Raw genomic sequence first — 11587 nt, forward strand, 5'->3', positions numbered from 1 at the left:
GTCGCCTTGGTAGGCCACTACCCCACCAACAAGCTGATAGGCCGCGAGCCCATCCCCAACCGAAAAAACTTTCCACACACAGACGATGCCATCGTGTGTCATATCCGGTATTAGACCCGGTTTCCCAGGCTTATCCCAGAGTCAGGGGCAGGTTACTCACGTGTTACTCACCCGTTCGCCGCTCGAGTACCCCGAAGGGCCTTTCCGCTCGACTTGCATGTGTTAAGCACGCCGCCAGCGTTCGTCCTGAGCCAGGATCAAACTCTCCAAAAAATGCTTGAAAAGAAGATCTCCAGCTGAAACATAATGTTCAACCAAAGGAATCCGTCAAATAGACGGGGTTGTGCATCATGCACTGGCTTTTAGCACACTGTTGAGTTCTCAAGAAACGCACACGAACACCCGAGGAACACGATCATGGTGTGATCCCGCCCTCAGGGGCGTCATCGTCCAGCTTGTGAAGCTTATGTCTCTGCTATGTCCGATATTTTTGCAGTTCGTTTAGATCTTGTCAAACCGCCCCAACTTCGGACTCTTGACTCTAACCCGATCTGACTGCAGAAATTCCGACCACCCCGAATCCGGGGCAACCCCTCTAACTTACCAGACCATCATCCGCTTGGCGAACAGCTACCGGATCAGGCATGTCATCGGGGGTGTCGGCTCGGCCGAGTCAGCCCACGACTCACCCGCGTAAGCGAGGAGGTGGATTGCGCCGGGCCGTACCGACTCCAGAAGACTAACAGTTCCGCCGAGTGCTCACGCCGCAAACCGCAGGCGAGAGCCTGACAACCATCCAGGTCACTCGCGCATCTAAGTAGCACCGGTCGAGCGGTTGGCCCAGCACGGAGGTGTGAACAAGCCGATGTCAAGCCAACCGCAATCGTCCCGGGATACGAATCAAGATGCGGGAGTCACCGCCGGCGCCAACCTGACGCCCGGTCTCCTGTCGTGGAGGTGGCCATCATGACGCAGCGGTCCGAGTTCGACGACATCCGCGCACACATCACGGCCGAGGGCACGCACGCGGGCGATCTCCTTCGGATTGCGCGCGAGTTGCTGGACGACCTTGAGCAGGTTCGCATGCGGGAAGCGACCTTGCGTACCTACTACCTGGCGCTACTCACCGCCAGCCGGGCGAGTGTGGCCGCGCAGGCGGCGGGCTCGGATGAGCCCCTGCTCTTCGTGATGCACGAGTTGGCCAAGCACGGCCAGTTGCCCACGGGCGAGGAGGTGTCGCGGATCCTGTCCGACGCGACCGCGGCGCAGGCCATGCTCTCCGCCATGGGCCAGACCCCGCCGCCGCCCCGGCGGACGGGCCCCAGCAGCAGCCGGTTGCGCCGTTGCGTGGGGATAAGCCGATCGCTGCCGCACTGATCGCGGTTCGCCCTCTTTCCTCCCGCGCCTGACGCTGTGACGGCCGTTCGGCCGTCATGGCGGGGGGCTCCTCTCATGGCTTATCCGGCGCTTGACTAAGCGGACCACAGTCCATATCGTTCCATCGAGGAACCGGACCACAGTCCAATTAGGAGGGTCTTTCATGAGCAGGCTGCTGCACATCTCCGCATCGCCGCGGGGATCCGCTTCACACTCGCGTGACATCGCCGACGCGTTCCTGGCCGAGTATCGGGACAGCCATCCCGACGTCCAGGTCGACCACTACGACCTCTGGGACGGGACTTTGCCCCAGTTCGGCCCGGCCGCGGCGGGCGCCAAGATGACCGTCTTCGGCGGCGGAACGCCAGTAGGCGAGGAGAAGGTGGCCTGGGAGGCCGCGGTCGCGACCTTCAAGCGTTTCGACGCGTACGACAGGTATCTGTTCAGCGTCCCCATGTGGAACGGGGGCGTGCCGTACATCCTCAAGCAGCTGATTGATGTGGTCAGCCAGCCGGGCATGGTGTTCGACATCGACGGCGAACGGGGATATGTCCCCCTGCTCACGGGGAAGCGGGCGGCTGTGATCTATACGAGCGCCGTGTGGGCTCCCGGTCTCGGCATCGAATGGGGTCAGAACGCGCAATCGCCGTACTTCGAGGGCTGGCTGCGCTGGGCGGGAATCAGCGACATCCAGGACATCCGCTTTCATCCGGCATTGTGGGGCGACTACCCGGACGAACTGAAGAAGGCCGCGGAAGCGGCCCGCGAAGTTGCCAGGACCTTCTAGCGCACATGCAGACAAAACGAAGAAAGGCCCGGAGGTTTCTCCGGACCTTTCTTATTGGTAGCGGGGACAGGATTTGAACCTGCGACCTCTGGGTTATGAGCCCAGCGAGCTACCGAACTGCTCCACCCCGCGTCGTTGTGTAGCTCAAGACTATCCGGGCCCTCACGCCAAAGCAAATCAGCCGAGTGACCTCTGTGATTACGTGGCGAAACCCGGCACCCAGCGGATCACTTCGTCCTTGAACCGCGCTGTGGTGCCGAGCTGGCACAACACCCCGATTCCCGCCGCGTGCACCCGGTGAATCAGCACGTACGACGCCGGCAGATTCAGCTGCCGGACCACATTGCTGGGGCGCAGGTCCGCCACGCTGGCGGCCTGCGCCTGTAGCCATTCCCGGCTGAAAGTGAACTCCTCCACCTGAGTCGGTTCAACGTAGGGCGCGAGAAACCCGCGCAGCGCCTCCACGTCCACCGTGATGTGCGGAAGGATGAACCCTTCGTCCCGCAGCCCCTGGACCACGGTCGTCATGTCACCCTGGTTGAAGATCCGGGTAAGTCGCCCGAATACCGGCGGATAGCCGTCCGGCAGGTGGTTGACCGCGCCGAAGTCGAGCACGCCCAGGCGGCCGTCGTCGAGCACCCGGAAGTTGCCCGGATGGGGATCCGCGTGCAGCATCCCCACCCGCGCGGGTGAGGCGAATAGAAAGCGCACCAGCAGCAGGCCGGCGCGGTCCCGCTGTTCCTGGGTGCCCTCGGTGATTATTTTTGACAGCGGTGTGCCGTCCATCCACTCGGTCACCAGGATCTGCTCGTTGGCCGCGATCACGTCGGGCACGCAGAAATCCGGGTCGTCCTTGAACTCCAGGGCGAACGCGTGCTGCGCCTCCGCCTCCTTGAAGTAGTCGAGCTCCTCGACCACCCGCTCCTTGAGCTCCCCGAGCACGGCCTTGATGTCCAGCCCGGGCAGCAGCACCCCGAACAGCTTGCCCAGCCGGGCCAGCTGGTTGAAGTCCGACATGAGCGCCCTGCCCGCGCCCGGATACTGGATCTTCACCGCGACCTGGCGCCCGTCGTGCCAGACGGCCCGGTGCACCTGCCCGATCGACGCCGCCGCGGTGGGCCGATCATCGAACTCCAGGAAGTTCTCCCGCCAGTCGTCGCCGAGTTGGTCGGTCAGCACCTTGTGCACGACCGCCGCCGGCAGGGGTGGCGCCGCGTCCTGGAGCCTGGTGAGGGTCGCCCGGTACGGCCCGGCGATCTCGGGCGGCAGCGCCGCCTCGAAGATCGACAGCGCCTGACCGAGTTTCATCGCGCCGCCCTTGAGCTCGCCGAGGATCTTGAATATCTGCTCGGCGGTCCGCTGCTGGATCTCCTGAGCGACGACCTCCGCGGATATTCCGCCGATGCGTTTGCCCAGCCCCAGCGCGGTACGCCCGGCAAACCCGAGCGGCAGGGCCGCCAGCTTGGCCGAGCGCGTCACGGCGTTGCGCGGTAGGTCAGTCACGCGACCATTGTTAGCGCAGCCTGGGGGTTTCGACTACAAGGGCAGCGTGGATGCGGCTGCCAGGACCGCTGCCGCCAGCGTCGATCAGGCAAAATATCTACTGTGCCATTACTCACAGCGGGCTTTCCGCCGTCGAGGAAAGCAAGCGCATGACCGGCGGCCAGGCTCGCCACCAGGGCGGACAGCACGGTGTCGCAGGCCGCTTCGCCGCCGGGGCGGATCCTGAGCGCGGGCCAGCCGGGGTCGCGGTCGCCCCGGGTGAGATCCAGGCAGTCCAGGCACGCGGTCTCGCCGGGCAGCACGAGCGGGCCGACGCCGCCGCAGCCCTCCTGGCAGGTCACCAGCAGGTGCGGCAGGCCGCGCTCGGCCAGGTCCCGGATCAGGAGGGGATCCAGGGGTTCCATGGGGGCCAGCACGACCAGATCCGGGCCCTGGGCACCGTCGCCGAGGCCGGAGGCTGTCCTTCCCGGCCAGGCGTTCACGCTCGGCGTCTGGGCGCGGGCCAGGGCGACGGCGCCGTCTTCCCGGGGTGACCCGACCTGGGCCCAGCCCAGTCCGCCGGGGACGACATCGTCATTGCGCGTGGTGCCGGGATCCACCACACAAAGGTGTCCGATTCCGGCCGCCGCCAGCAATATCGCGATCTGGGCGCCGACCCGGCCCGCGCCGTAGATCCGGACCTGGGTGTCGCGGCGTCGGGTCAATGCTCCGATTCCGCCGTCCATGCCGGAAAAGGAGAGGGTGGCGAGGTCAGGCCGGAGGCGTTCTCGCTCGGCTGTGGTGAGGGTGGCGTCCGGCCGTACGGACGCGTCGTCGAGCAGGCCGCGAACCGCCAGGAGTTTGATCGTTTCCGTTGCGGCGCCCGGGTCCAGTTCGCTGGTGGCGATGACCTGGTCCAGCGTTCTGGTGCCGTCCAGGGCTTCGATCAGCCGCCGTACCGGCGGTTCGACGTCGGCGAGGACGACCGCGCGGGCCGGATGCGAGCCGAATTGCAGGGTGCGCGAATCTCGCGCCCGCATCCGCAGGATCGGCTTCAGTCGCGGGCGGGCAGGCCACCCCGGATGTGCGTCACGCAGTCCCATAGCCGCGTGACCCTGCCATACTTCTTGCTTCTGGCGAGCGCCGATTTTCCGCTCTGTGGATAACCCTAGAGGTCAGCGGGGCTGTTTAACATCAGGGAAACGCTGATTGACCAGGGAGAACGTGTTGCACCCCCTGTGGAATTCCGCGCGTGTCGGATACCTTGCATATGTGCCCCCCGAGACAGTCGAGGTTCGTCGGAGCGCACGACGGCGGCGAACCGTTTCCGCATATCGCGATGGTGACAAGACCATCGTGCTGCTACCCGCTGGTCTGAGCACGACCGATGAAGAGCAGTGGGTCAGGCGCATGCTCGATCGCCTTGCGGCCAAGGAACAGCGAAAACGGCCCAGCGACGACGACCTCCTTGATCGCGCCCGCGAACTGTCGGCCCGCTACCTGGACGGCAGGGCCGAGCCCGCGAGCGTGCGCTGGGTGGAGAACCAGCTGCACCGCTGGGGCTCCTGCACGCCGGACCATGGCACGATCCGCCTGTCGGCCCGGTTGCGCGGCATGCCCGCCTGGGTGGTCGACTATGTGATCATGCACGAGCTGACGCACCTGCTGGTGCCCAGCCACGGCCCCCGCTTCTGGGCGCTGGTGGAACGCTACCCCAAGGCCGAGCGGGCGCGCGGGTTCCTTGAGGGATTCTCCATGGCCGCCAGTGGATCAGCGGAGGAATGTTGACCGATCGTATCGCGGCGGTGCTCGTCACCCCCGAGCAGGGTGACGCGGCGCCGCCGGGCGTGGATCGTGCCGCCTTCCTGCTCGCCCTGGCCGAGGACACCTACGAGATCGTGGCCGGGCTGGAGCTCGTCCGGCCGGTGATCCTGTCGGCGGGTGTCGCCGGGCTTGAGGAGATCGCCTGGCCGGGGACGCCGGTGATCACGATCGGCTCGCCGGAGAAGGCGTTCGCCGCGCTGCCCCCGGCCGACGAGGCCGTGGTGGTCAGCGCGGACGCGCCGGACCTGCCGCCGCTGCTGATCGGCAAGCTCTTCCGGGAGCTGGGCCGGGCCGAGATCGCGGTCTGCCCGGCCGCGAACGGCGGCGCGGTCGCGATCGCGGCCCGCCTGCCCTTCCCCGGCTGGGCGACGCCCGAGTTCGACCGTCCCGACGTGGTCGCGCACCTGCGCGGTCAGGCTCCCGGCCCGCGCCGGGTCGCGACCGGGCCCGGCTGGCACCGGCTGCGCACGCCCGCCGACATCGCCCGCCTGGATCTGGGCTTGGAAGGCTGGGACAACACCCGGGACCTGCTCAGCTGAGCGAGGCGGGCAGCCGCAGTTCGGTGAACAGGGCCCGATGGTCGGTGTCCCGGATGGTGTGCGCGTCCACCGCGAGCACCTGGACCCGGGAGTCGACCAGCACGTGGTCGATCGTGATCATCGGGGGTGTGGGCCAGTTGGCGGGCCAGGTCGGGATCAGTCCCGCGCCGACGACCTCGGCCGCGTCCACGTAGCCCTTGCCGAGCACCTGGCGGAACTCCGGGTGGTCGAGCGTGGCGTTGAAGTCCCCCGCCATGATCCGGATCGCGTCGCCGCCGGCCGCGGGCATCGACGCCATGCCGGCCCGCCACTGCTTCGTGCCCTGTTTCACCGGGTTGACGGGGTGCACGGCGGCGATGTCCACGGGCGGAGCCCCTGGCATGAGCAGCCGCGCATAGGGCATCACATGCCCCCGATCGGGTGCGAATTCGGGCAGGATGGTCAGCGGGAAGCGGGAGTACAGGCCGCCTCCCGTGGCCGCGCGCCGGGGCATCAGATGCGTGTACGGCAGGATCTCCTCCAGCCCTTCCCGCTCCAGCGAATTCGCCGCCCACGGCGTCAGCTCCTGCACGCTGAGCACGTCCGGCCGCAGCCGCCGTACCAGATCGAGCAGGGCGCCGAAGTCCGCGTCCCCCATCATGATGTTGATCGAGAGCACCCGTAGCGACGCTCCGGCGGCCGGCGCCTGGTCGGCGGCCAGCGCGCGCGGCGTCACCTGCGCCAGCAGGCCCGCCGCCGCGAGCAGCCCCACCACGGCGGCGGCCCGCGCCCGGGCCAGCACCGCCATCAGAACCGCCACAAGAGCCCCAACCGCCACGTACGGCGTAGCGCTGCTCGCCATCACCCCAAGCACGCCGAACCGCAGCCCCGCCACCTGGAACAGCGCCCAGACCGCGCACGGCACGACCAGGAACCACGCCAGCCGCCGTCGCCCCCGCCCGGGTTCGCGACTCGGGGTCGCGATGACGCCCCCCACCTCGATGACGTCCGACTCGACCACTCTCCTCCTGCTTCGCTCCCGACCCTAGCCAGCGTGACAGCGCCGATCGGCAGCGGATGTGTGCGGATTCGGTGCAGGTTAGGCCAGCTGTTCCAGCGGCTCGCCCCGCAGGACGGCGCGGGCTCGCCTGGCCAGCCGCCGGGTGGCGTCGTCGGTCGGCTCGGGGATCCGGGCCAGCGGATACCAGCGCAGGTCGAGCGATTCGTCGCTGATGACCGCTTCGGCCTCGGGCGGGGCGATCGCGCCGTACTCGACGTCCAGATGCCAGCAGCGCGGCGGATGGCACCACACCTCATGCCGATCCAGCGCCAGCGGCCCGGGCAGCAGGGTCAGCCCCTCGATGCCGGACTCCTCCCACGCCTCGCGCAGCGCGACGGCCGCCAGGGAGGTGTCGCCAGGCTCGCAGTGGCCGCCCATCGGCAGCCACATCCCGGCCTTGGGATGCAGGGTGAGCAGGATCTTCTCGCCGTCATGCGACAGCACCGCGGTGGTCGCGGTCAGGTGGCCGGGCACGCAGGCCCGCCACATCGCGTCGTCATGATCGGCCAGATGGGCCAGGAATTCCTTCCGGAGCAGTTCTTCCGCCTCGGTGGGAGCAACCCACCCATCTAGTACGGCTACCGCGTCTGTGTGCAAAGTCACCCAGAAAGCCTACTCTGCGTCATCGTTCGGCTTCTCTCCGGGTTCCTCGTCCAGCATGCTCAGATCGAACTCGGCCTCGCCCTTCACGAATCCGGACGGATCATCCAGGTCCGCGGGCGTCGGCATGAGATCCGGGTGCCGCCACACCGCGTCCCGCCCGTCCAGGCCGCGCTCCGCGCCGAGCGAACGCCACAGCGTGGCCGCCTCGCGCAGCCGCCGGGGGCGAAGTTCCAGGCCGACCAGGGTGGCGAAGGTCAGCTCGGCGGGGCCGCCGGTCGCGCGGCGGCGCCGGACGGTCTCGCCCAGGGCGGCGGCCGAGGGGAGCTTGCCCTCGGCGGCGGCGTCCACGACGGTCGACACCCAGCCCTCCACCAGCGCGAGCGCGGTCTCCAGGCGGACCAGGGCGGCCTTCTGCCGCTCGGTCTCCTCCGGCTTGAGCAGGTCGCCGCCGCTCAGCAGCTCCTGCAACTGCTCGGGGTTGTTGACGTCCACCGCGCGGAGCTTGTCCTCCAGCGCGGCCACGTCCACGGTGATGCCCCGGGCATACTCCTCCACCGCGCCGAGCAGATGGCCGCGCAGCCACGGCACGTGCTGGAACAGGCGGTGATGGGCCGCCTCGCGCAGCGCCAGGTAAAGCCTGATCTCCTCGGCGGGCGTCTCCAGGCCCTCGCTGAACGCGGCGACCCCGCCGGGCAGCAGCGCGGCCGTGTCCGACAGCGGCAGGCCGATGTCGGTGGAGCCGATCACCTCGCGGGCGAGCGTGCCGAGGGCCTGGCCGATCTGCTGGCCGACCATCATGCCGCCCATCTGCTTCATCATGCCCATCAGCGGCCCGGCCATGGCCTGCGCCTCGGCGGGCAGCCCGGAGGCGCCCAGCGTGCCGCTCATGGTCTCGACCATCCGCGCCGCGACCGGATCGCACAGCTTCTGCCAGACCGGGGTGGTCTTCTCGATCCACTCCGATCTGCTCCACGCCTGCGGATTCGACACGCCGCTAGGCAAAGTCGTGGCCTCATTCAGCCACAGATCAGCCAGATTGAGGGCGTCGACGATCTGCCGTCGCTCGCCTTCCATCACACTGGGATCGCCACCCTCGGCGAGCACCGCGTGCCTGGCGATGTTCTTGGCCATGTCCCAGTTGACAGGCCCGGAACTTTGCGGCGCCGACAGCATGTCGGCGAACTGCCGCATCGCCGCGGCCATCTGCTCCGGGTTGCCGAACATGGCGAACGGATTCTCGTTGGGGTCGTCGTTTTCGCGACCTGGCAGGTCAGTCACCGCGCCACCTCGTGCAGGATGGAGGAGTCCACATCCGCCACGTTATCCGTCGTGGGGCGGATCAGTGCAAAGTGAGGACCTCGTGCCGACCTCGAAACGCCATCGTCCGCCCGTCGTCGCCGTCACCGGCGCGGCCTCCGGGATAGGCAGGGTGTTCCTCTCGAAGGTCGCCTCGTCTGCGGATTTCCGCCGCGTCGTGGCCATCGACGACCAGCGCGGCGACGTCACCGACGTCACCTGGCGGGTCCTCGACATCCGAGATCCGCTCTTGGCGAACCGGATCTCCGACGTCGACGTCCTGGTACATCTGGCGGGCGACTTCGGGCTGGACGCCGAACCGGCCGAGCGCCGGGCGTACAACATCAGAGCCGCCCAGACCGTGCTGACCGCCTCGGCGGCGGCGCGGGTGCGCCGGGTCGTGCTGGTCACCAGCGCGATGGTGTACGGCGCCGCCGCCGACAACCCGGTCCCGCTGGCCGAGGACGCCCCGGTGGCGGCCGAGCCGGACACCGGTGTGGTCGGCGACTACCTGGAGATCGAGTCGCTGGCCCGCCGGGCGCTGCGGGTGCATCCTGGGCTCGAGGTGACCGTGCTCCGGCCGGCCGCCCTGGTCGGGCCCGACGTGGACACCGTGGTCACCCGGCACTTCGAGGCGCCCCGGCTGCTGGTGGTCAAGGGCTGCCTGCCGCGCTGGCAGTTCTGCCACCTCGACGACCTGGTCTCCGCGCTGGAGCTGGCCGCGCTCGGCCAGGTCACCGGCATCGTCGCGGTCGGCTCCGACGGCTGGCTGGAGATGGAGCAGGTGGAGGAGGTGTCCGGGCTGCGGCGGTTCGAGCTGCCGGCCGGGCTCACCTTCAGCACCGCCCAGCGGCTGCACCGGCTCGGCGTCACCCCCGTCCCCGCCACCGATCTGCACTACGTCGTCTACCCGTGGGTGGTGACCACCACCGCGCTGCACCAGGCGGGCTGGAAACCGGCCTGGACCAACGAGGCCGCGCTGCAGGAGCTGCTGTCGCACCGCGAGGGCAAGCACGCGGTCGTCGGCCGCCGCCTGTCCGGCAAGGACGCCACCATCACCGCCGCCGGAGCCACCGTCGCCGTCATCGGCACGGCGGCGATCGTGCGCGCGGCCCGCCGCAAGAAGAAGATTTAGACTCGGCGGGTGGACGTTATCCGGTTGGTGGAGATCCGTGACACCGCCCTGTCGGTGGACGAGGTGCTGCGCGCGGTCGGCGATCACGCCGCCGGCGGCACGGCGCTGTTCATCGGCACCGTGCGGGAACAGGACGAGGGCAGGCCGGTCACCCGGCTGTCCTACTCCGCGCATCCGAGCGCCGAGGCCGAGCTGCGCCGGGTCGCCGAGAAGGTGGCCGCCGACTTCCCGGTGACCGCGCTGGCCGCGGTGCACCGGGTCGGCGACCTGGAGCTGGGCGATCTCGCGGTGATCGTGGCGGTCGCCAGTGCGCATCGGGCCGAGGCGTTCGCCGCGTCCCGGCGCTTGATCGACGACCTCAAACGTGAGGTTCCCATTTGGAAGAACCAGCTGTTCGCCGACGGCTCCGCGGAGTGGGTCGGCGCCTGCCAGGGGTCATGAACGAATAGAGTCTCCGCATGTCCCGACGTGCTCTCACCTTGATCGTGGCGGGTTTCCTGACGCTCACGCTGGCGGTCGGCGGCGCCATGCTGCCGGTGCCGTACGTGGTGCTGAGCCCGGGGCCGACCGAGAACACCCTTGGCGACGTTAAGGGCAAACCGGTCATCAACGTGCAAGGCAGACAGACCTACCCCACTAGCGGCATGCTCAGCCTGGTCACCGTGGCCTACCAGGGCGGTCCTGGAAACCGGATCGGGTTGCTGACCGCGCTGCGCGGCTGGTTCGACTCCACCATCGCCGTGGTGCCGGAGGAGACGATCTTCCCCAAGGAGCGGTCGGTCCAGGAGGTCGAGGAGCAGAACACGGCCGAGATGGCGGGTTCCCAGGACACCGCGACCGCGGCGGCGCTGAACCAGCTGAAGCTGCCGGTGGAGGACGTGGTCAAGGTGTCCACCGTGGACAAGGGCACGCCCGCCGACGGGAAGCTGCTGCCCGGAGACATGATCGTCGCGGTGGACGGCACGCCGACCGCCGACCCCGACGCCGTCGTGGCCGCGGTGCAGAAGCACAAGCCGGGCGAGAAGATCGTGTTCACGGTGGAGGGCCGGTCTGCCAAGACCGACGTCACCGTGGTCAGCGCGGCCGCCAAGGACGGCAAGGCCGTCGTCGGGGTACGGATGGGGATGAGCTACAAGTTCCCCTTCAAGGTGGACTTCAGCGTCGGGGACGTGGGCGGGCCGAGCGCCGGTCTGATGTTCTCGCTCGGGATCTACGACAAGCTCACCCCCGGGGCGCTCACCGGCGGCAAGGCCATCGCGGGCACCGGCACCATGCGGCCCGACGGCCAGGTGGGCCCGATCGGCGGCATCGAGCAGAAGATGGTGGGCGCCCGCAAGGCCGGGGCCACGATCTTCCTCACCCCCGAGCTGAACTGCGCCGCGGCGCTGGCCGCGGTCCCCGACGGGCTGCGGCTGGTCAAGGTGAAGAACCTGGACGGGGCGATCAAGGCGCTGGACGCGCTGCGTACCGGGTCCGGGACGGTCCCCGCCTGCTCCTGAAAGCTT

12 protein-coding genes, 1 tRNA gene and 1 rRNA gene are annotated in these 11587 nt (G+C 68.6%); 7 read left to right on the forward strand and 7 right to left on the reverse strand.

What is annotated here, in order from left to right:
* Positions 1-273, reverse strand: a 16S ribosomal RNA gene (locus Amac_RS47920); the annotation flags it as partial.
* 693 nt (positions 274-966) lie between these two features.
* Here Amac_RS47920 and Amac_RS47925 point away from each other — a divergent pair.
* Both Amac_RS47925 and Amac_RS47930 read left to right on the forward strand, forming a co-directional pair.
* The gene (locus tag Amac_RS47925) at positions 967-1377 is read left to right on the forward strand and encodes a hypothetical protein (RefSeq protein WP_155361118.1); all 411 of its coding nucleotides are present in this window, start codon (positions 967-969) and stop codon (positions 1375-1377) included.
* Positions 1378-1540: 163 nt separating this feature from the next.
* Positions 1541-2164: an FMN-dependent NADH-azoreductase gene (locus Amac_RS47930; RefSeq protein WP_155361119.1), complete on the forward strand. Its 624-nt coding sequence runs from the start codon at positions 1541-1543 to the stop codon at positions 2162-2164.
* Between the two features lie 55 nt (positions 2165-2219).
* On the opposite strand, the gene Amac_RS47935 is transcribed toward Amac_RS47930, so the two are convergent.
* The 3 genes from Amac_RS47935 to Amac_RS47945 form a co-directional block, all read right to left on the reverse strand.
* Positions 2220-2296, reverse strand: a tRNA-Met gene (locus tag Amac_RS47935).
* A 66-nt stretch (positions 2297-2362) separates the two neighbouring features.
* Positions 2363-3667, reverse strand: a complete 1305-nt coding sequence (locus Amac_RS47940; RefSeq protein WP_155361120.1) for an ABC1 kinase family protein — start codon at positions 3665-3667, stop codon at positions 2363-2365.
* Positions 3664-4749: a ThiF family adenylyltransferase gene (locus tag Amac_RS47945; protein ID WP_155361121.1), complete on the reverse strand. Its 1086-nt coding sequence runs from the start codon at positions 4747-4749 to the stop codon at positions 3664-3666. The genes Amac_RS47940 and Amac_RS47945 overlap by 4 nt, the downstream gene beginning before the upstream one ends.
* Positions 4750-4918: 169 nt before the next feature.
* On the opposite strand from Amac_RS47945, the gene Amac_RS47950 reads away from it, so the two are divergent.
* Both Amac_RS47950 and Amac_RS47955 read left to right on the forward strand, forming a co-directional pair.
* Positions 4919-5434 carry a M48 metallopeptidase family protein gene (locus Amac_RS47950; RefSeq protein WP_155351127.1) on the forward strand — a complete coding sequence of 172 codons (516 nt, stop codon included), beginning with the start codon at positions 4919-4921 and terminating at the stop codon, positions 5432-5434.
* Positions 5428-6009, forward strand: a complete 582-nt coding sequence (locus Amac_RS47955) for a hypothetical protein (protein ID WP_155361122.1) — start codon at positions 5428-5430, stop codon at positions 6007-6009. The genes Amac_RS47950 and Amac_RS47955 overlap by 7 nt, the downstream gene beginning before the upstream one ends.
* Here the strand turns inward: Amac_RS47955 and Amac_RS47960 are convergent.
* The 3 genes from Amac_RS47960 to Amac_RS47970 form a co-directional block, all read right to left on the reverse strand.
* A complete protein-coding gene (locus Amac_RS47960; RefSeq protein ID WP_155361123.1) occupies positions 6002-7009 on the reverse strand; it encodes an endonuclease/exonuclease/phosphatase family protein in 1008 nt (335 codons plus the stop codon). The genes Amac_RS47955 and Amac_RS47960 overlap by 8 nt on opposite strands.
* A gap of 78 nt (positions 7010-7087) precedes the next feature.
* Positions 7088-7651, reverse strand: coding sequence for an NUDIX hydrolase (locus tag Amac_RS47965; RefSeq protein WP_155351131.1), 564 nt, complete (start codon positions 7649-7651; stop codon positions 7088-7090).
* A gap of 9 nt (positions 7652-7660) precedes the next feature.
* Positions 7661-8929 carry a zinc-dependent metalloprotease gene (locus Amac_RS47970; RefSeq protein WP_373869948.1) on the reverse strand — a complete coding sequence of 423 codons (1269 nt, stop codon included), beginning with the start codon at positions 8927-8929 and terminating at the stop codon, positions 7661-7663.
* A gap of 82 nt (positions 8930-9011) precedes the next feature.
* Between Amac_RS47970 and Amac_RS47975 the strand changes: the two genes are divergently transcribed.
* Genes Amac_RS47975 through Amac_RS47985 form a run of 3 tightly spaced genes read left to right on the forward strand, consistent with a single transcriptional unit; the run spans position 9012 to position 11581 of the window.
* A complete protein-coding gene (locus Amac_RS47975) occupies positions 9012-10082 on the forward strand; it encodes an NAD-dependent epimerase/dehydratase family protein (RefSeq protein ID WP_246269172.1) in 1071 nt (356 codons plus the stop codon).
* A gap of 9 nt (positions 10083-10091) precedes the next feature.
* Positions 10092-10523 (forward strand): molybdenum cofactor biosynthesis protein MoaE, encoded by a 432-nt coding sequence (locus Amac_RS47980; protein WP_155361125.1) that lies wholly within the window; start codon positions 10092-10094, stop codon positions 10521-10523.
* A 17-nt stretch (positions 10524-10540) separates the two neighbouring features.
* On the forward strand, positions 10541-11581 hold the full coding sequence (locus Amac_RS47985; RefSeq protein WP_155361126.1) for a YlbL family protein: 1041 nt from the start codon (positions 10541-10543) through the stop codon (positions 11579-11581).
* Positions 11582-11587: the final 6 nt, after the last annotated feature.

The organism is Acrocarpospora macrocephala (genome assembly GCF_009687865.1).
Lineage (GTDB): Bacteria > Actinomycetota > Actinomycetes > Streptosporangiales > Streptosporangiaceae > Acrocarpospora > Acrocarpospora macrocephala.